Origin of the sequence: Bacillus sp. NMCN1 (assembly GCF_002998085.1) — a bacterium.
In the GTDB taxonomy this organism is placed as follows: Bacteria; Bacillota; Bacilli; order Bacillales; family Bacillaceae; genus Bacillus.
Genome location: NZ_PVQL01000001.1, coordinates 1654447 through 1673544, shown reverse-complemented (window position 1 = coordinate 1673544; position 19098 = coordinate 1654447). Strand labels below are relative to the sequence as shown.

Sequence of the window (19098 nt, the reverse complement as noted above, 5' to 3'; positions counted from 1 at the left end):
GCGGCATTTTTTGTTTGTATTTCAATACTCGTTTTCTGCATTTCATTCATTGAATCCGGCGAGTTTGATTGTAAACGCTTCATTCATTTATTTCATGCCGTATACTGAGGGCAGTCGAAGAAAGAGGTGAAGGGGCATGAGTGCCACTAAAGTATATGGATTTCTATCTCAAGCATTTATCTTTGCAACCGTAATGTTCGTTTCTAATCTCATTTCAATGTATTTACCAATTCCGATGCCTGCATCTGTGATTGGCTTGGTTCTATTATTTGTTTTGCTGACAACGAAAATTGTCAAACTAGAGCAGGTGGAGCAATTAGGTACATCATTGACAGGGCTTATTAGCTTTCTATTTGTTCCCTCTGGTATCTCGGTTATTCAATCACTAGGTGTCATGCAAGAAGTAGGTGTGCAAGTCGTCGGTGTCATTATCATTGCAACTATTATGTTACTAGCAACGACAGGGCTGTTCACGCAGCTTCTCATGCAATTATCAGAAAAACCACAGAAACGCAAAGAGACAAAGGAGAGCAAGTCGACTCCTTCTCATTCTAATAAACCAGCTTCAAGTACGCATTAAAGGAGAGATCAGGATGGGTACAAGTACGATGAGTCCTTATTTTGGTATAGTCGTCTCATTAGTTGCCTTTGGAATCGGTACATTCTTATTTAAAAAATCAAAAGGCTTCTTCTTATTCACACCACTTTTTGTGGCGATGGTGTTAGGTATTTTATTTTTAAAAATTGGCGGTTTTTCCTATGCAGATTATAATGAGGGCGGCAAGATTATCAAGTTCTTCTTAGAGCCTGCGACCATTGCTTTCGCCATTCCGCTTTATAAACAGCGCGCATTGCTTAAAAAATATTGGTGGCAAATTTTATCCGCTATTTTTGTAGGGTCACTTTGTTCCATTACGATCGTGTATGTCGTAGCAAAAGGGATTCATCTTGATATGGCTGTGATGAAAAGTATGCTTCCGCAAGCAGCGACGACAGCGATTGCGCTTCCGATTGCAAAGGATATTGGCGGAATCGCAGATATCACAGCCTTTGCGGTCATATTTAATGCAGTCATTGTGTATGCACTAGGTGCTTTCTTCTTAAAATGGTTTCGAATTAAAAATCCAGTGGCAAAAGGGCTTGCACTAGGTACATCAGGACATGCGCTTGGCGTCTCTGTTGGGATTGAGATGGGAGAAGTGGAAGCGGCCATGGCAAGTATCGCCGTGGTGGTCGTAGGAGTTGTGACCGTCATTGTCATTCCAATCTTTATGCAATTCATTCTTTGATGGCGTCATTGTTTGAAAAAGCCTTGCCCAATTCGTTTTATCGTGCTAAAATGAAAAAGTTGTTTCAAGAGTTCGGTTACTTGACGGACAAATGAAAATTGTGTAGAATAGTTAACGAATTGAATAGATATCACAAGCAGAAGCACCCGCTTCTCACCTGATTGACACGTGTTTGTAGTTGACAGGTTGACCGTACATTTATTTTTTCATGCAAATGTTCGCAGTGTGGGTGTTTTATATGCCCACACTTTTTGTTTGCCTGTAAACATACAACGAAATGGTCAAAATGAATTGTGAACTCAATTCAAAATCTCATGGAGGTGGCTCACTATTAGCAAAGATCAATTAGTTAATGAAGGTATTCGTGCGCGTGAAGTTCGTTTGATCGGACAAAATGGCGATCAGCTGGGGATTAAAACTCGCCAGGAAGCTCTGGAGATAGCTGCTAAAGCCAATCTTGACCTTGTGTTAGTTGCTGCAAATGCAAAACCACCTGTTTGCCGAATCATGGACTACGGTAAGTTCCGATTCGAACAGCAGAAGAAGGATAAAGAGGCACGTAAGAATCAAAAAATCATTAGCTTAAAAGAAGTTCGGTTGAGCCCGACAATCGATGAACATGATTTTAACACGAAGCTCCGTAATGCAATCAAATTCCTTGAAAAGGGAGATAAAGTGAAAGCTTCTATCCGTTTTAAAGGCCGTGCGATTACGCATAAAGAAATCGGACAGCGCGTGTTAGACCGTTTCTCTGAAGCTTGCGCTGAAGTAGCAACAGTAGAAACAAAACCTAAGATGGACGGACGCAGCATGTTCCTCATGCTTGCACCAAAAGTCGAAAAGTAAAGTAACAGAGGGAGGAAATATCCAATGCCAAAAATGAAAACTCACCGCGGATCTGCTAAACGTTTCAAAAAAACAGGTTCTGGTAAACTTAAACGTTCTCATGCGTACACAAGTCACTTGTTCGCTAACAAATCTACAAAGCAAAAACGTAAATTGCGTAAGAGCGCAATCGTAAGTGCTGGAGATTTCAAACGTATCAAACAACAACTTGCAAACATCAAGTAATTTGGAATAGGAATCATAGGAGGGAATTACAATGCCAAGAGTAAAAGGCGGAACTGTGTCGCGTCAGCGTCGTAAAAAGGTTCTTAAATTAGCAAAAGGTTATTTCGGTTCAAAACATAGATTATACAAAGTAGCAAACCAACAGGTGATGAAATCTGGAAACTACGCTTTCCGTGACCGTCGTCAGAAAAAACGTGACTTCCGTAAACTATGGATCACTCGTATCAATGCTGCAGCTCGTATGAACGGTCTTTCTTACAGCCGTTTAATGCATGGCCTAAAGCTTTCTGGTATCGAAGTAAACCGCAAAATGCTTGCTGACCTTGCTGTGAATGACCTAAGTGCATTCAATCAGCTTGCTGATGCTGCAAAAGCACAACTAGACAAGTAAGTCATATAAAAGATCATTCCGTCGAGGGGTGATCTTTTTTGCTCATCATGTGAGGTGAAATGAATGAATATCGCGTTGATTCTGCTGCTGATCTTGGTAAATGGCTATGGTTTTTTTCTCATGGGAGAGGACAAGCGCCGGGCAAAAGCGCATAAATGGAGAATTTCAGAGGCGCACTTATGGAGTCTTGCAGTGCTTTTTGGGGCTGCTGGATCGTATCTAGGGATGCAGTATTTCCGCCATAAAACAAAGCATCCTAGTTTTCAAATTGGCATGCCAGTGTTAATCATGGTGCAGTTGATCATATTAGGATATATCGAGTTCATGTGAAAAAGGAGCAGACGCCATCAAGACGGCGTGTCCGCTCCTTTTTTTTGTTTGATTTTTTTAATGGGCTGATCCCAATCAATTTTTGTTTGAGGATAACGTTCGATAATGTTTTCCTCCAATTTTTCAAAGTCTTCTAATGTAAATTCACTTAGCTTTTCAGGTGACTCCGTCCAAACGTAAATGGAGTGGACAAACAGAGGATGATCCTTAGAAGGAACATGCTTCTCCCCTTCAAACAAGACACCTTTATAAACGAAATTAAAATTTTTGCGTGCATTTTGCTGTTCGTCCATAAAATAAAAGCCTTCTTTTAATTGTGCTTGTTTCAGCTTTCTTCTCGGATTTGAGAAGAATTTTACCGCCATGTAGAAGATGTAGACAAGCAGTGCAACAAGAGCTAGTCTAATGAGGATTACAAACATGACAGGATGCACCTCCAATACCGTTATCTGATGTACTACGAATGAAAAGGCCAAAAGGTTTCAACTTTTTTTAAAAAAATATTTCGTTAAACGAAAAAATATTCATAAAAAGATCGTATTGAACGAAAGAGGTTTTGTATAATAAGAATGCACCATGAAGATAAAGGAGGATATATGGAATGACAAAGCTAGATCAAACATTAACTATGCTGAAAGACCTAACGGATGCAAAAGGGATTCCAGGAAATGAACGTGATGTCAAAAAAGTCATGCAGACATACATAGAATCATATGCAGATGAAGTCTCTAGTGACCGCCTTGGCAGCTTCATCGCTAAGAAGGAAGGAAACGCAAACGGACCTAAAATTATGCTCGCTGGTCACTTAGATGAAGTAGGATTCATGGTGACAAAAATTGATGACAAAGGCTACATTCGCTTCCAAACAGTCGGCGGATGGTGGTCACAGGTCATGCTCGCGCAGCGTGTCACCATTGTAACGAAAAAGGGAGACATCACAGGTGTGATTGGATCAAAGCCACCGCACGTCTTGTCACCTGAAGCTCGCAAAAAGTCAATTGAGATTACAGATATGTTTATTGATATTGGGGCGTCAAGCAAAGAACAGGCGATGGAGTGGGGCGTTCTGCCTGGAGATCAAATCGTTCCTTATTTTGAGTTTACAGTGATGAATGATGAAAAAATGCTCCTTGCAAAAGCATGGGACAACCGTATCGGCTGTGCAGTAGCGATTGATGTCATGAAAAACTTACACAATGCTCAGCATGAGAATATTGCTTACAGTGTTGCAACTGTTCAAGAGGAGGTTGGCCTGCGTGGTGCCAAAACAGCAGCGGCTACGATTCAGCCTGATATTGGATTTGCCATTGATGTTGGTGTAGCAGGAGACACGCCGGGCATCACTGAAAAAGAAGCAACAAGCAAACTTGGCAAAGGACCAACGATTGTTGTATTTGATGCTTCGATGGTATCTCATAAAGGGCTTCGCGATTTTGTTGTCCAAACAGCGGATGAATTGAACATACCTTATCAATATGACTCAATGCCTGGCGGTGGGACAGATGCTGGCGGTATCCATTTAACAGGTCATGGTGTGCCATCATTATCGATCGGGATACCAAGCAGATATATTCATACCCATGCAGCGATGATTCACCGAGATGATTATGAAAATGCAGTGAAGCTTTTAACAGAAGTGATCAAAAGACTTGATCAAAAAACCGTCGAACAGATTACGTACGGTTCTTAAGTAAGAAAGCCTTTCCTCAGTACAGGGGAAAGGCTTTTTTATTCCATTGAATTTCCCAGGAAATGAACGTTGGTTTTTAGATTACGTCAAAAGAACTGTTTTTGACAGAAGAAGAAAAATATTCTAGCGAATAAGTTCTAGTGAATAAGGCACATGTGATCTGGCTTTTATTTTTGTAAGATGAAAGCAATAAAAAGGACAGAGCCTAAAGAACGCCCTGTCAAAAGAGAGTTTATGGAAGTAGGTGAAGCTACCATAAGAATAAACACATTATTCTTATTTGTCAACTTGGTTTTAAAAGAAAGAAAAATCAATCAATTTATGCTATATTTGTAACAAATTGTTTGTTTGAAGGGGATGGTTAAATGAATGCGGTTACAATTGTCATAGGATCTATGTGTATTTTAGCGATTGCCTATCGTCTTTATGGCACATTTATGATGGTCAAGGTTTTAAAGGTGACAGACGATCATCCTACACCGGCTCACACATTAGAGGACGGGAAAGATTATGTACCAACAAATAAATGGGTCACATTTGGGCATCACTTTGCTGCGATTGCAGCTGCCGGTCCGTTAGTGGGTCCGATTTTAGCCGCACAATTCGGGTATTTACCGGGTCTCCTTTGGCTTTTAATTGGCGCAGTGATTGGCGGAGCTGTACATGATCTTGTCGTCTTATTTGCGTCGATGCGAAAAAAGGGGAAATCATTATCAGAGGTAGCGAAGGAAGAGCTAGGACCTGTAGCAGGATTTTGTACAGGGCTTGCGATGTTGTTTATCATTACGATCACAATGGCAGGTTTGTCTATGGTTGTGCTTCATGCGCTAGAACGAAACCCTTGGGGAACATTTGCAGTCGGAATCACGATTCCAATTGCGATGGGGGTTGGTCTTTATTATAAAAGGACAGGCAATTTAAAACTGGCCACAACTGCGGGATTTATTTTGCTGATGGTTGGGGTATTCCTCGGGCCGAATATTCAAGGAACGGTACTTGGTGATGTTTTAACACTTGATACAAAAACGCTTGCTCTTGCCCTGCCGATTTATGCTTTTTTTGCTGCGGCATTGCCGGTTTGGCTGCTGCTCGCACCGAGGGACTATTTAAGTAGCTTTATGAAAATAGGTGTTTTTATCGCACTGATTGCTGGAATCTTTGTCGTCAATCCAACGATTCAATTCCCGGCCTTTACGGAGTTTGTGAATGGAGGAGGTCCTGTTTTAGCTGGTCCTGTCTGGCCTTTTATTTCGATTACCATTGCTTGCGGTGCCATATCTGGTTTCCACGCATTTGTTGGGTCAGGGACAACGCCTAAGATGCTTGACCGCTGGAGCGATATGAAGCCTGTCGCGTTTGGCGCAATGCTGGTGGAATGCCTAGTTGGCATTATGGCGTTAATTGCCGCTACGGCTCTTCATCCAGGAGATTATTTTGCGATTAACAGTACGCCAGAAGTGTTCCGAACGCTCGGGATGAGTGTTGAGAACCTTCCGCAGCTGAGTAAGGAAATTGGCCTTGATTTAGAAGGAAGAACGGGTGGAGCTGTGACATTAGCTGTAGGGATGGCGTATATCTTTACGGGAATTCCGTTCTTTAGTCATTTGGCGTCTTATTTTTTCCAATTCGTCATTATGTTTGAAGCTGTCTTTATTTTAACCGCTATTGATGCTGGAACGCGTGTGGCGCGTTATTTGATTCAAGACTTCTTTGGCGAAGCATATAAACCGCTTAAACGAAATGACTGGGTACCTGGGTCGGTATTTGCAAGTGCGCTTGCGTGTTTTATGTGGGGATACTTGCTTTACTCTGGAGACATCGGTTCCATTTGGGCGCTGTTTGGGGTATCGAACCAGTTAATGGCATCAGTCGGATTAATCATCGGGGCAACCGTTGTATTAAAAATTGCAGATAAAAGGCGATATATGCTGACTTGTTTAATTCCGCTTGCCTACTTATATGTGACAGTGAATTATGCGGGCTATTGGATGGTAGCAAATGTATACCTCAATCCTGAGGCATCAGGTTACAGCGTGCTGAATGCGGTGCTGTCAATTATCATGCTGATCTTAGGGTTTGTGATCATTGTGTTTGCGATTAAAAAATGGGTCGAAATTTGGCGTGATCCAGCGCTTCGGATGGAAACACCGATCACTGGCTAAATGAAAAAGCCGGTTTGCTATGATAAGCAAACCGGCTTCTTTTATTGCTGCTGCTGAGGCTTTAAGCCTTGCTCTAGTGTCTCGAGGATCTCGTTCTTCTCGTTTTCTGATGCTTCTTGCCATAGCACCTCGAACAACACGCCAAGTCCTGGGAGCATTTTTTCCTCGCCGCTTTGAATGGCATCTAAAATCGTATGTTCAAGCTGCTCTTGATTATGGCCAGTGATGTTTTGAATGACTGCGCCTCTTAAATTAAAATCCATTGCCCACACTCCTTTTTTGATGGTAATAGCCCTATTCTGTCTCAAAGACAGGTTTATTATGTAGTGTGCATGAGATATAATAAATTCATGATATTAAAAGGAGTTAAAGTCGCTTGAAATATATAGAATCAGCTAAAAACACAAACATTAAACAGTGGAAAAAGCTCCATACGAAAAAAGAACGAACGAAAACAGGGCTGTTTCTCGTTGAGGGAATACACTTAGTCGAAGAAGCATTAAAGAGCGGGAGTGTGAAGGAATTAATGGTCACATCGCCTGACATGCTTCCTTCTCATATCAATCCTGATATTGAGCTTTATGAATTGAGCGAAGAAGCCTTTTCTGCCATGACCGAAACGGAAACGCCTCAGCACATTGCGGCAGTTTGTACAGTTCCTGTATTTGAAGAAAAGAAGTATGAACGACTTCTTCTGTTAGATGCAGTGCAGGACCCAGGAAATTTAGGCACACTCATTCGGACAGCAGATGCCGCTGGTCTTGATGCTGTGATCTTAGGTGATGGAACAGTCGATGCGTTTAACGGAAAAACGCTCCGTTCAGCACAAGGATCGCATTTCCACCTGCCAATTTTAAAGCAAAGCCTTCAACAGTCAATACCAGCATGTAAGGAGCAAGGCATACCTGTATATGGAAGCGCCTTGAAAAATGCGAAAGCGTATAGAAGTGTAACGGCAGAAGGTCCTTTTGCATTAATTGTTGGCAATGAAGGCGCAGGGATTGATCAAGAGATTCTGCAAATGACAGACCAGAATTTATATGTGCCGATGTATGGTCAGGCAGAATCATTAAATGTGGCTGTTGCAGCAGCTGTTCTCGTCTATCATTTGCGTGGATAGTGTTGCAACATGCGCTTATATTCACTATAATAAAACTAATATTTTAAAAACCATGATAGAGGAAGATTGTTTCAAGGAGCGGCCTTATAGGGAGAATGCATCGTAGACTGAAAGTGCATTTAAGGAATGCTGAAACAGGAATTCACCTCTGGAGTTGTCACCGGGACCGCAAGCTTTGCGTAAAGGTGAACCGGATTCGTTTGATTCCGTTATGTCAATGAAGCTTATTCGCACATGCATTTGTGCTTAACAAGGGTGGTACCGCGACCACAACTCGTCCCTTCTTTTTTAGAGGGACGGGTTTTTTTATTGTCTTCAAACGATCAAACAGCCGTTTATCTAGACGGTTTTGTATATCAAAAGGAGGATTACACTCATGCAAGAAACGTTAAAACAGCTTGAAACAGAGGCGATAGCGAAAGTTGAAGCAGCTAGCTCGCTCAAAGAAGTCAATGACATTCGTGTTCAATATTTAGGGAAAAAAGGGCCGATCACAGAGGTGCTTCGCGGAATGGGCAAGCTCTCCGCAGAAGAAAGACCGAAAATGGGCGCACTCGCAAACGAAGTGAGAGAGCAGATTGCAAGTGCCATTGCTGAAAAAAATGAACAGCTGGAAAAAGAAGAAGTGAAGAAGAAACTTGCGTCTCAAACGATTGATGTTACATTGCCAGCAAGTCCAATCAAAATAGGGGCAAGACATCCATTAACGATAGTTGTCGAAGATATTGAAGATTTATTTATTGGTATGGGCTATACCGTTGAGGAAGGTCCTGAGGTGGAAACGGATTACTATAACTTTGAAGCGCTGAATCTTCCAAAGGAGCATCCAGCACGTGATATGCAGGACAGCTTCTATATTACCGAGGATACACTGCTCAGAACACAAACGTCACCAGTTCAGGCACGTACACTCGAAAAATATAAAGGACAAGGTCCTGTGAAGATCATCTGCCCTGGGAAAGTATATAGACGAGACAGTGATGACGCGACTCATTCACATCAATTCATGCAGATTGAAGGGCTTGTTGTCGATCACAATATTAGTATGAGTGATCTGAAAGGTACGCTGGAGACAGTCGCAAGAAAAATGTTTGGTGAAGATCGTGAAATTAGACTCCGTCCAAGCTTTTTCCCATTCACAGAACCATCTGTCGAAGTGGATGTGTCTTGCTTTAAATGCGGCGGAAAGGGCTGTTCTGTATGTAAAGGAACAGGCTGGATTGAGATTTTAGGTGCTGGGATGGTTCATCCAAATGTCCTAGAAATGAGCGGATTTGATCCAGAAACTTACCAAGGCTTTGCTTTTGGAATGGGTGTTGAACGGATTGCGATGCTCAAATACGGCATTGATGATATTCGCCATTTCTACACAAATGATATTAGATTCACAAAGCAATTCAAGCAGGACTAAGAGGAGGAAATCAACATGTTTGTTTCATATAAATGGTTAGAAGACTATGTCGATTTAGAAGGCATTCAGCCGGATGAATTAGCAGAAAAAATCACAAGAAGCGGAATTGAAGTGGAAGCCGTTGAATATAAAGGCGAAGGCATCAAAGGGGTTGTCGTTGGACACGTCATGGAGCGTGAACAGCACCCGAATGCGGATAAATTAAACAAATGTCTTGTGGATATAGGCGAAGACGCTCCAGTGCAAATTATTTGCGGAGCTCCGAATGTAGATAAAGGACAATATGTGGCCGTCGCAACGGTTGGCGCAGTCCTTCCAGGGAACTTTAAAATTAAAAAAGCAAAGCTGCGCGGCGAAGAGTCTCATGGCATGATTTGTTCGTTGCAAGAATTAGGCGTCGAAAGCAAACTCGTACCAAAGGAATATGCAGAAGGCATTTTTGTTTTCCCAAATGACGTCAAACCCGGAGATGATGCCCTTCAGGCGCTTCAATTAGACGATGCGGTACTTGAGCTTGGCTTAACACCAAACCGTGCGGATGCCCTGAATATGCTAGGTGTCGCCTATGAGGTTGCAGCCATTTTAGGAAGAGACATCAAACTACCTGATACAGCACATGACACCTCTTCAGAAAAAGCAGCAGACTATATTTCTGTGAAAATTGAGGATCAAGAAGCGAATCCACTTTATGCAGCGAAGATCATTAAACATGTAAAGGTTGGACCCGCACCGCTTTGGATGCAAACAAGATTGATGAATGCAGGCATTCGCCCTATTAACAACGTCGTCGATATTACGAACTTTGTACTGCTTGAATACGGTCAGCCGCTTCATGCGTTTGATTATGACCGCTTTGGTTCAAAGCAGGTGGTCGTACGTAAAGCGTCTGATAGCGAAATCATTCAAACACTGGATGAACAAGAACGTACATTGTCATCAAAGCATCTAGTGATCACTAATGGGACGAAAGCGCACGCTGTCGCAGGCGTCATGGGCGGTCTTGAATCAGAGGTGCGTGATGAGACGACAACAATTCTTTTAGAAGCGGCATATTTCAACGGTCAAACAGTCCGTCAAGCATCTAGAGATTTAGGGCTTCGCAGTGAATCAAGCACACGATTTGAAAAAGGACTTGATCCACAGCGTACGAAATCTGCAGCCGAAAGAGCAGCGCAATTGATCAGCCTCTATGCAGGTGGTGAAGTGCTAAGCGGGACTGTGGAGGAAAACCACCTTGAAACAAGTATGAATGTCATCCACGTATCCACTGAGCGTGTGAACAAGGTGCTTGGCATGAGCATTTCAAAAGAAGATATGATTCAAATTTTCAACAAACTGGGCTTTACAGTGGGCGAATCAAATGACGTTCTTGTCGTAACGGTTCCTTCTCGTAGAATGGATATCACGATTGAAGAAGACCTCATTGAAGAAGTTGCGAGATTATACGGCTACGATAATATCCCGTCTACACTGCCTGCAACAGCTGGTACAGTTGGCGGTCTCACGCCATACCAAGTGAAGCGCAGAAAAGTAAGACGTTTCTTAGAAGGTGCAGGTCTTTCTCAAGCGATCACGTATTCATTGACAAATCAGCATAAGTCTACAGCTTTTGCACTGAATCCAGCTTATAAGACGATACTTTCCCTGCCAATGAGTGAGGAGCGAAGTGTGCTCAGACAAAGTCTTCTCCCAAACTTACTTGATTCTGTTGCATATAACTTGGCAAGACAAGCTGATTCCTTTGGTTTTTATGAAACGGGTTCTGTGTTCTTAGCAGAAGCTGAAGGAGCAAAACCAGTGGAAAAAGAGCATGTCGCTGGTGCGCTGATAGGCTTATGGCATAAAAATCTTTGGCAAGGCGAGAAAAAAGCCGTCGATTTTTATGTAGCAAAAGGAATTGCTGAAGGTCTGTTCGAAAAGCTTGGTGTATCAGACCAAATCACATATGTTCAAGCAGAACGTGAGGGTCTTCACCCAGGACGTACAGCAGATGTTCATTTAAATGGAAAAGTGATTGGGTTTGTTGCTGCACTCCATCCAGTCATTGAAAAGGAATTAGATTTAAAAGAAACATATGTCTTCGAGTTTGATTTAACAGATGTGATGACGTCTGAATCGAAGGATATGAAATATACAGCGATTCCGAGATTCCCTGCTGTGACAAGAGATATTGCTCTTGTCGTAGATCAGCATATCTCAAGCGGACAGCTGGAGCAGGTCATCTATGAAGCAGGCGGCCATTTACTAACAGACCTATCCGTCTTTGATGTGTATGAGGGTGAACATATGGAGGAAGGCAAAAAATCCGTTGCATTCTCTCTCCAATATTTAAATCCGGAACAAACATTGACAGAGGAAGAAGTCACGTCTGTTCATACAAAAGTATTGAAAGCATTAGAAGATACGTATCAAGCCGTCTTGCGCGGTTAAAGAAAAAAGAGCTATGGCCTTATGGGCCCTAGCTCTTTTTTATAACCATTTTTTCGCTTTTTGTGTGTTGGCAAAATGCAGCTTTGTAAATTGACGTAAAGCATCTTCGCCGTGCAGCTTGATGAGCTTAGCTGCCGCCTTGTCCACATGAGGACCGGCTCCTTTTGGAATGTCAAAGCCTGCTGCTTTTGACAACTTATCCATCTCAATTAAAAAGGCGTACCTTGCAATAATGGAAGCCGCAGCAACTGACAAATGAATGCCTTCTGCTTTTGTGCTAAAGTACGTCCGCTCCCGAATGATTTTTTTTCCTGCAAGATGCTTGAAATAAATGCCCGGTTCTGCAAATTGGTCAATCAAAATAGCTTCGGGCTGCTTCCCGTCTAATTTCTCCAGCACAGAGGTGATGACTTGGTTATGAAGCAGCGCCTTCATTTTTCCTTGACTCATGCCCTTTTCCTGCATCGCATTGTACTTTTCATTTCGGAGCACAAGAAGGCTGAACGGAATGGTTTTGATGAGATCTTTGGCAATGTTGATAATCTGCGGGTCCTTTAGACCTTTTGAGTCTTTTACGCCGAGCTCTTTCATGAGAGCAAGCTGGCTGGCGTCAACATAGGCGGCGCAGACTGTCATCGGTCCAAAATAATCACCTGTCCCTACTTCATCTGAACCGATGACGGACATAGAAGCAATCCCTGACGGCGGACTGTATTTTGTGACAGCAGGTGTTTTTTGACTTTTCGTATCAGCTGTTTTTAAATGGCTGAATTGACTGGCTTCAGCTTCTGCCTTTTGTCCTTGAAACAGCACTTTTCCAGATCGATAGGCTGTAATTGTACAGCCAGGAACCTTTGCTTGAAAAAGGGCGCCTGGTGGTAAAGTATCAGTTAAATGGTGCGCATACGCGCTCTTCATCTTTTTAAGGTCTTCTGATGTTGCTTTTAAGACGGATTGGGGCACAGTGGATAACTCCTTTTTACCTTGATATCATTGATTTCTAAAGTGTACCATAACAGGGAAGGGCTCGTCTTTCCATTCAATGTCTAAACATGTTATGATAGAGACTAGGATTCTCGTGGAATGGAGGAGAAACGTTGTCTGACGGCGGTAAAACGAAAACAACAGTTGAGATTTACGGACAGTCCTATACGATCATCGGTCAAGAAACGAAGATGCATATGCGACACGTTGCTTCAATTGTTGATGATAAAATGAGAGAAATAAATGAAAAAAATCCATACCTTGATATAAACAAATTAGCTGTACTGACAGCAGTCAATGTCGTCCACGACTACTTGAAATTAAAAGAGCAATACGAAAAACTAGAGATTCAGCTTAAAGAAAAGGAATGAAATTACCGTGATCGATATCATCATTTTGTTTTTGCTTCTTATGGGAACGCTTGTCGGTCTAAAACGCGGGTTTATTCTTCAATTTATTAAATTGATCAGCTTTGTTGTTTCTATCTTAGTGGCTTCCATGTTTTATCAGTCACTTGCACCACAGCTTACGTGGATTCCAGCACCTGATTTTAGCGGCGGTCAAGCGCAGCTCGCTTTCTTTAGTGGGAATCTAGAAACAGCTTATTATAATACCATTGCGTTTATCATTCTGTTTATCTTGACCAAAATCCTGCTCGCCATCATTGGCGGATTGCTCACAACCATTGCAAGTATACCTGTGATTAAGCAGGTCAACAAACTGCTTGGTGGTGTTTTAGGATTTCTTGAAACCTATCTATTTGTGTTTATTCTCTTGTTTGTCGCTGCATTACTTCCAGTTGATGCACTGCAAACAATGATGAGCAAATCCATATTAGCAGAATTGATCGTAGGCAACACCCCTTATCTGTCCAGTCTTGTCAAAGACTTATGGACGACGTATGGAGTTTAAAAACTTCTCCTTTCTTGGAGAAGTTTTTTCTCATTCCATGACAGAAAGTTGTAGGACGAAGGAAAAGTTTGTATATTTATAAAGGAAGATGCCAAAGCGGCTGGAGGATGAGAGATGAATAAAAAAGATATTATCAAACTTCTTGAAACAATTGCAGTATATATGGAGCTGAAAGGAGATAATCCTTTTAAGATTTCTGCCTTTCGTAAAGCAGCAGCGGCACTGGAACAAGATGACCGCAGCCTTTCTCAAATAGATGATCTATTAGCATTACCCGGCATTGGAAAAGGAACCTTTGCTGTGATCACTGAGTATATCGAAAAAGGACAATCAGAAACACTCGAACAATTAAAAAAGGAAGTGCCTGAAGGACTTGTCCCGCTCTTAAAATTACAAGGACTTGGCGGGAAAAAGATCGCTAAGCTTTACCAAGAGCTTGGCGTCCACGATGCACAGTCGCTAAAAGAAGCATGCGAAGCGGAAAAGGTACAAGCACTTGCTGGCTTCGGCAAAAAAACAGAAGAAAAGATTCTCGCAGCTCTTGAGGAAGCGGGAAAGCAGCCGGAACGACTCCCAATTGGCTTTGCATTAGATGTGGCAGAGCGGATTGATCATGCGCTTGAAGAGACGAAAGGTATTATCCGTTTTTCAAGAGCTGGCAGCTTAAGACGTGCACGTGAAACGGTCAAAGATTTAGATTATATCATTGCGACAGATGATCCTGAGCAAGTCAGAGAGCAGCTCGTTGCACTTGATGATGTGAAAGATGTCATCGCAAGCGGTGATACGAAGGTATCTGTCATTCTTGCCCTTGATTTTGAGATCAGTGTGGACTTCCGGCTTGTGACATCAGACCAATTCGCGACTACGCTGCACCATTTCACCGGCTCAAAAGACCACAATATTCGAATGCGTCAGCTTGCGAAGGAACGCGGAGAGCGCATTAGCGAATATGGTGTGGAAACAATTGAAACTGGAGAAGTGAAAACGTTTGAAGACGAGAGCGCTTTTTATGCGCATTTTCAACTTCCGCTCATTCCGCCAGAAATTCGTGAAACCGGAGCGGAGATTGATACGTATAAAGAAAGTATGCAGTTTGTAGAACTGAAAGATATTAAAGGCGACCTTCATATGCACTCGACATGGAGTGACGGTGCATTCTCGATTCGTGAAATGGCGGAGGCATGTATCGCAAAAGGCTATGAATACATGGCCATTACAGACCACTCACAATATTTAAAAGTGGCCAACGGTTTAACAAAAGAACGTTTGCGTCTGCAAGCAAAAGAAATTGACAAGCTTAATCAGGAATTCAAGCATTTTCACATTTTCAAAGGGGTCGAAATGGATATCCTGCCGGATGGATCGTTAGATTATGATGATGACTTTTTAAAAGACATGGATTTTGTCATTGCGTCTATCCATTCTAGCTTCTCTCAGCCGGAGGAAGTCATTATGGAACGCCTTGAAAATGCCTTGCGAAATCAGCATGTGGATTTAATTGCACATCCAACAGGCCGTTTGATCGGCAGACGGGAGGGCTATGCCTTAAATATAGATCAGCTCATAGAGCTTGCGAAGAAAACGGGCACTGCACTTGAGCTCAACAGTAATCCGTCAAGACTTGATTTAAAAACAGAGCATTTAATAAAAGCAAATGAAGCGGGTGTGAACATCATGATCAATACAGATGCGCACAACATCGCCATGCTGGAACATATGGAAGTCGGTGTAACAGCTGCAAGAAAAGGCTGGACACCAAAAGCAAATGTCGTGAATACTTTTACTCTAAACGAGATCAAAAAGTTTTTAACGCGTGACAGGTAGTCGTTAGGAGGCTGGACCATGCTGCAACAAAAAGTGTTAGCATCATTAGAATTTCATAAAGTAAAAGAAAAAGTGATGTCCTATACCGCATCCACATTAGGAAAAGAAAGAGCGCAGGATTTAACACCTCTGACAGATATAGAAACCATTCAGCATTTGCTGGAAGAGGTAGCGGAAGCACAAGATGTGATCCGCTTAAAGGGGTCTGCGCCATTTGGCGGGTTAACGGATATTAGACGCGCAGTTAAACGGGCAGAAATCGGCAGTACATTAAGCCCTTCTGAGCTGATGGAAATCGCAGGACTATTATATGCGGTGAAAAATATGAAGCACTTTCTCACATCCATGTATGAAGATGGAGTAGACATACCGCGCCTTCATACATATGCTGAGACGCTGATATTACTGCCTGAAATCAGAAAAGAAATCGAAAGCTGTATTGGTGATAATGGAGAAGTGCTTGATCATGCAACCCCTGCACTTCGTTCATTGCGCATTCAATTACGCTCACTAGAATCAAAGGTTCGTGATAAATTAGAATCGATGATTCGTTCACAATCGGCTTCGAAAATGCTGTCAGACACAATTGTCACCATTCGTAATGATCGGTTTGTTATTCCTGTGAAACAAGAGTACCGCTCGAATTACGGCGGAATTGTTCATGACCAATCTTCTTCTGGGGCAACACTTTTTATTGAGCCGCAAGTGGTCGTGGATGTAAATAACACCTTGCAGCAAACCCGTTTAAAAGAGAAGCAAGAGGTTGAAAAGATTCTGCAAATGCTGACAGAGAGCGTGTCAGAGCACATTGGGGAACTGCTTCACAATGTAAAGGAGCTGCAGACACTAGATTTTATTTTTGCTAAAGCTAAATATGCAAAGTCAGAAAAAGCCACAAAGCCTGCTGTGAATGATCAAGGACAGATCTATTTAAAACGAGCAAGACATCCTCTATTGCCTCGGGATCAAGTTGTTGCTAATGATATTGAGCTCGGCAAAGATTTTTCATCAATCGTGATTACTGGACCAAATACAGGGGGGAAGACAGTTACCTTAAAAACATTGGGTCTTCTGACGCTGATGACACAGGCGGGTCTCCATATTCCAGTTGAAGAAGGCTCTGAAGTGGCTGTGTTCGACCAAGTCTTTGCTGATATTGGAGACGAACAGTCCATTGAACAAAGCTTGAGTACGTTCTCCTCTCATATGGTCAATATTGTAGAAATTTTAAAGCATCTGACATCTAATTCACTCGTGTTATTTGATGAATTAGGAGCAGGAACAGACCCTGCTGAAGGTGCGGCACTTGCGATGAGCATCTTAGATGAAGTGCATCAAACGAATGCACGTGTCATCGCAACGACTCATTACCCCGAGCTGAAGGCATATGGGTATAACCGGGAAGGCGTCACTAATGCAAGCGTGGAGTTTGATATTGAAACCTTATCACCAACGTACCGCCTGCTCATCGGTGTGCCTGGACGAAGTAACGCATTTGAAATTTCAAAGCGTCTTGGTTTGCCTGATCACCTCATAGACCGGGCAAAAGCAGATATGCACGCAGAGCATAATGAAGTAGACCAAATGATTGCTTCATTAGAAGATAGCAAGAAACAAGCAGAAGAAGAACTGCATGAGTCAGAAGTCTATAGAAAAGAAGCAGAAAAGCTTCATAAAGAATTGCAAAGACAAATTCTTGAATGGAATGAGCAAAAGGACAAACTGCTTGAAGAAGCTGAACATAAAGCGAAAGAGAAAATTGAACAAGCAGCAAAAGAAGCAGAAGATATCATTCAAGAGCTCCGTTCGCTAAAAAGTGAACACCGCTCATTCAAAGAGCATGAACTCATCGATGCGCGAAAGCGTCTTGAAGAAGCTGTTCCTGAGTTTGACCGGAAGAAAAAGCCGGAGCCAGCGAAAAAAGCAGTAAGACAGCTGAAGTCAGGCGACGAAGTCAAAGTGCTCACCTTCGGGCAAAAAGGAACGCTGCTTGAACAAACAGGCGACAAAGAATGGAGTGTCCAAATGGGCATTCTGAAAATGAAAGTAAAAGAAAAAGACATGGAATTTATCAAATCAGCACCTGAATTTAAGCAAGAAAAAGCCATTACGGCAGTCAAAGGGAAAGACTATCATGTCTCGCTTGAGCTCGATTTAAGAGGCGAGCGTTATGAAAATGCCTTAAGCAGAGTCGAAAAATATTTAGATGATGCTGTATTAGCTGGTTATCCGCGCGTGTCAATTATTCACGGAAAAGGAACTGGCGCCCTTAGAAAAGGGGTTCAGGAATTACTGAAACAGCACCGAAGTGTGAAAAATGCTCGTTTTGGCGAACAAGGTGAGGGAGGATCAGGCGTCACCATCGTCGAATTAAAGTAAAAAGGAGAAAACGCATGAAAGCCTTTTGGGAAAATGAACTTGTTGAAATTGCCGCCTATTACAGCGTGGCCGTTCTATGTCTCGTCTTATTTCTAACCATTTTTGAACTTGTCACCTCCTATAAAAACTGGGAAGAGATCCAGCGGGGGAACTTAGCTGTTGCCATGGCAACAGGCGGGAAGATTTTTGGGATTGCGAATGTGTTTCAGCATTCCATCGCACAGCACAATTCCCTTCTTCAAATGGTTGGATGGGGCGTATACGGCTTTGTGATGCTGCTTGTCAGCTATTTCATTTTTGAATTTTTAACACCGCGTTTTAAAGTAGACAAAGAGATTGAGAATGATAATAGAGCGGTCGGGTTTATTTCACTCATCATTTCAGTTGGGCTGTCTTACGTAGTAGCAGCCGGCATTTAAGGAGACGACATGGAAAAGCTAGCAAAAGTATTAATCGTAGTTGCCTGCACTTTTGCGGTCATTGGTGCCGTTTATATGTTCCTGTGAAATGAAGAAAACAACGTTAGAAAGCTGTCAGGGAACCCCTTGGCAGCTTTTATCTCATCAAAGGCGGCGAATGACATGAAGCAAATTCCGCAAAAAGACGAACTGATCAAGCGTATTGATACATGTCTTCAAATGACATCCCTGCCAAGAGACATATACGAACCGTATATTGCACGTCCATTTCAAACGTCAGGATTTTTTAATGATTTGAGTCCCTATATTCAGATCGATTCGAGTGGCTATTTCCTCATTCAATATGAACGAGGGATGAAAATGCTGCATAAAAGAACAAAAGTGGCGGATGAAGTCATTTACTGGATTTTAGAAGACACCATTTTTCTCACGGTTTACATTGACATGATGAGAAAGCATCAAGTCGACAACATCCAGACGCATTTACCGAATGACCCTAGTATCCATCAACAGATCGTGGAAAGAGTCAACGAGTCATTTCGTGCAATCGGCGGTTTATATGAACAGTGGCATCATGAAGGAAAAAGAGCCTCTATAGAAACACCGGTGAAAAAGTAAGCGTGTGCAATTGAACCAAGCTCTATTAGAAAAAAGCAAACTGTCCTAAGGAAAAGTTTGCTATA

20 protein-coding genes and 1 other annotated feature are annotated in these 19098 nt (G+C 42.3%); of the genes, 17 read left to right on the top strand and 3 right to left on the bottom strand.

What is annotated here, in order from left to right:
- Positions 1–136: 136 nt before the first annotated feature.
- The 6 genes from lrgA (at position 137) to C6W21_RS08830 (ending at position 3081) form a co-directional block, all read left to right on the top strand.
- Entirely contained in the window at positions 137–580 is a 444-nt protein-coding gene (gene lrgA / locus C6W21_RS08855; protein ID WP_106050029.1) for an antiholin-like murein hydrolase modulator LrgA, read from the top strand.
- 13 nt (positions 581–593) lie between these two features.
- A complete protein-coding gene (lrgB, locus tag C6W21_RS08850) occupies positions 594–1289 on the top strand; it encodes an antiholin-like protein LrgB (RefSeq protein ID WP_170938410.1) in 696 nt (231 codons plus the stop codon).
- Between the two features lie 128 nt (positions 1290–1417).
- Positions 1418–1549 (top strand) — a sequence feature (ribosomal protein L20 leader region).
- A gap of 70 nt (positions 1550–1619) precedes the next feature.
- Complete coding sequence (infC, locus tag C6W21_RS08845) at positions 1620–2135, top strand: translation initiation factor IF-3 (RefSeq protein ID WP_044139937.1); 516 nt, start codon at positions 1620–1622, stop codon at positions 2133–2135.
- A gap of 24 nt (positions 2136–2159) precedes the next feature.
- A complete protein-coding gene (rpmI, locus tag C6W21_RS08840; RefSeq protein ID WP_003216324.1) occupies positions 2160–2360 on the top strand; it encodes a 50S ribosomal protein L35 in 201 nt (66 codons plus the stop codon).
- A gap of 31 nt (positions 2361–2391) precedes the next feature.
- Entirely contained in the window at positions 2392–2751 is a 360-nt protein-coding gene (rplT, locus tag C6W21_RS08835; RefSeq protein ID WP_003216409.1) for a 50S ribosomal protein L20, read from the top strand.
- A gap of 63 nt (positions 2752–2814) precedes the next feature.
- A complete protein-coding gene (locus C6W21_RS08830; RefSeq protein WP_106050027.1) occupies positions 2815–3081 on the top strand; it encodes a DUF1294 domain-containing protein in 267 nt (88 codons plus the stop codon).
- Positions 3082–3098: 17 nt separating this feature from the next.
- Here C6W21_RS08830 and C6W21_RS08825 read toward each other — a convergent pair whose 3' ends face one another.
- Positions 3099–3503 carry a hypothetical protein gene (locus C6W21_RS08825; RefSeq protein ID WP_003216690.1) on the bottom strand — a complete coding sequence of 135 codons (405 nt, stop codon included), beginning with the start codon at positions 3501–3503 and terminating at the stop codon, positions 3099–3101.
- Positions 3504–3682: 179 nt separating this feature from the next.
- On the opposite strand from C6W21_RS08825, the gene C6W21_RS08820 reads away from it, so the two are divergent.
- Together C6W21_RS08820 and cstA are read left to right on the top strand one after the other, a co-directional pair.
- A complete protein-coding gene (locus C6W21_RS08820; RefSeq protein ID WP_106050026.1) occupies positions 3683–4771 on the top strand; it encodes a M42 family metallopeptidase in 1089 nt (362 codons plus the stop codon).
- 365 nt (positions 4772–5136) lie between these two features.
- A complete protein-coding gene (gene cstA / locus C6W21_RS08815) occupies positions 5137–6933 on the top strand; it encodes a carbon starvation protein CstA (protein WP_106050025.1) in 1797 nt (598 codons plus the stop codon).
- Positions 6934–6974: 41 nt separating this feature from the next.
- Here cstA and sspI read toward each other — a convergent pair whose 3' ends face one another.
- Positions 6975–7196: a small acid-soluble spore protein SspI gene (gene sspI, locus C6W21_RS08810; RefSeq protein ID WP_024425725.1), complete on the bottom strand. Its 222-nt coding sequence runs from the start codon at positions 7194–7196 to the stop codon at positions 6975–6977.
- 113 nt (positions 7197–7309) lie between these two features.
- Here sspI and C6W21_RS08805 point away from each other — a divergent pair, with 113 nt between their 5' ends.
- The 3 genes from C6W21_RS08805 to pheT all read left to right on the top strand — a co-directional run bounded on the left by C6W21_RS08805 (position 7310) and on the right by pheT (position 11894).
- Positions 7310–8053: a TrmH family RNA methyltransferase gene (locus C6W21_RS08805; protein ID WP_106050024.1), complete on the top strand. Its 744-nt coding sequence runs from the start codon at positions 7310–7312 to the stop codon at positions 8051–8053.
- 376 nt (positions 8054–8429) lie between these two features.
- Positions 8430–9464, top strand: coding sequence for a phenylalanine--tRNA ligase subunit alpha (gene pheS, locus C6W21_RS08800; protein ID WP_106050023.1), 1035 nt, complete (start codon positions 8430–8432; stop codon positions 9462–9464).
- A 15-nt stretch (positions 9465–9479) separates the two neighbouring features.
- Positions 9480–11894, top strand: a complete 2415-nt coding sequence (gene pheT, locus C6W21_RS08795; protein WP_106050022.1) for a phenylalanine--tRNA ligase subunit beta — start codon at positions 9480–9482, stop codon at positions 11892–11894.
- Between the two features lie 39 nt (positions 11895–11933).
- Here the strand turns inward: pheT and rnhC are convergent, their stop codons facing one another.
- Positions 11934–12857: a ribonuclease HIII gene (gene rnhC, locus C6W21_RS08790; protein WP_106050021.1), complete on the bottom strand. Its 924-nt coding sequence runs from the start codon at positions 12855–12857 to the stop codon at positions 11934–11936.
- A gap of 134 nt (positions 12858–12991) precedes the next feature.
- Here rnhC and zapA point away from each other — a divergent pair, with 134 nt between their 5' ends.
- From zapA to C6W21_RS08760, 6 genes are all read left to right on the top strand, one after another.
- Complete coding sequence (zapA, locus tag C6W21_RS08785) at positions 12992–13249, top strand: cell division protein ZapA (protein ID WP_012010831.1); 258 nt, start codon at positions 12992–12994, stop codon at positions 13247–13249.
- Between the two features lie 7 nt (positions 13250–13256).
- The gene (locus C6W21_RS08780; RefSeq protein ID WP_106050020.1) at positions 13257–13790 is read left to right on the top strand and encodes a CvpA family protein; all 534 of its coding nucleotides are present in this window, start codon (positions 13257–13259) and stop codon (positions 13788–13790) included.
- Between the two features lie 114 nt (positions 13791–13904).
- Positions 13905–15617, top strand: a complete 1713-nt coding sequence (polX, locus tag C6W21_RS08775; RefSeq protein WP_106050019.1) for a DNA polymerase/3'-5' exonuclease PolX — start codon at positions 13905–13907, stop codon at positions 15615–15617.
- 21 nt (positions 15618–15638) lie between these two features.
- Positions 15639–17996 (top strand): endonuclease MutS2, encoded by a 2358-nt coding sequence (locus C6W21_RS08770; protein WP_106050227.1) that lies wholly within the window; start codon positions 15639–15641, stop codon positions 17994–17996.
- 14 nt (positions 17997–18010) lie between these two features.
- Positions 18011–18415 (top strand): DUF350 domain-containing protein, encoded by a 405-nt coding sequence (locus tag C6W21_RS08765; RefSeq protein ID WP_007501637.1) that lies wholly within the window; start codon positions 18011–18013, stop codon positions 18413–18415.
- 162 nt (positions 18416–18577) lie between these two features.
- Positions 18578–19033 carry an immunity 63 family protein gene (locus tag C6W21_RS08760; protein ID WP_106050018.1) on the top strand — a complete coding sequence of 152 codons (456 nt, stop codon included), beginning with the start codon at positions 18578–18580 and terminating at the stop codon, positions 19031–19033.
- The last annotated feature ends 65 nt before the right edge of the window (positions 19034–19098 follow it).

Coding starts and splice junctions, on each gene's coding strand:
- C6W21_RS08825 (WP_003216690.1), bottom strand. CDS start 3,503: ATGTTTGTAATCCTCATTAGACTAGCTCTTGTTGCACTGCTTGTCTAC.
- cstA (WP_106050025.1), top strand. CDS start 5,137: ATGAATGCGGTTACAATTGTCATAGGATCTATGTGTATTTTAGCGATT.
- polX (WP_106050019.1), top strand. CDS start 13,905: ATGAATAAAAAAGATATTATCAAACTTCTTGAAACAATTGCAGTATAT.
- pheS (WP_106050023.1), top strand. CDS start 8,430: ATGCAAGAAACGTTAAAACAGCTTGAAACAGAGGCGATAGCGAAAGTT.
- sspI (WP_024425725.1), bottom strand. CDS start 7,196: ATGGATTTTAATTTAAGAGGCGCAGTCATTCAAAACATCACTGGCCAT.
- C6W21_RS08830 (WP_106050027.1), top strand. CDS start 2,815: ATGAATATCGCGTTGATTCTGCTGCTGATCTTGGTAAATGGCTATGGT.
- C6W21_RS08765 (WP_007501637.1), top strand. CDS start 18,011: ATGAAAGCCTTTTGGGAAAATGAACTTGTTGAAATTGCCGCCTATTAC.
- rpmI (WP_003216324.1), top strand. CDS start 2,160: ATGCCAAAAATGAAAACTCACCGCGGATCTGCTAAACGTTTCAAAAAA.
- C6W21_RS08760 (WP_106050018.1), top strand. CDS start 18,578: ATGAAGCAAATTCCGCAAAAAGACGAACTGATCAAGCGTATTGATACA.
- lrgB (WP_170938410.1), top strand. CDS start 594: ATGGGTACAAGTACGATGAGTCCTTATTTTGGTATAGTCGTCTCATTA.
- C6W21_RS08820 (WP_106050026.1), top strand. CDS start 3,683: ATGACAAAGCTAGATCAAACATTAACTATGCTGAAAGACCTAACGGAT.
- rplT (WP_003216409.1), top strand. CDS start 2,392: ATGCCAAGAGTAAAAGGCGGAACTGTGTCGCGTCAGCGTCGTAAAAAG.
- pheT (WP_106050022.1), top strand. CDS start 9,480: ATGTTTGTTTCATATAAATGGTTAGAAGACTATGTCGATTTAGAAGGC.
- lrgA (WP_106050029.1), top strand. CDS start 137: ATGAGTGCCACTAAAGTATATGGATTTCTATCTCAAGCATTTATCTTT.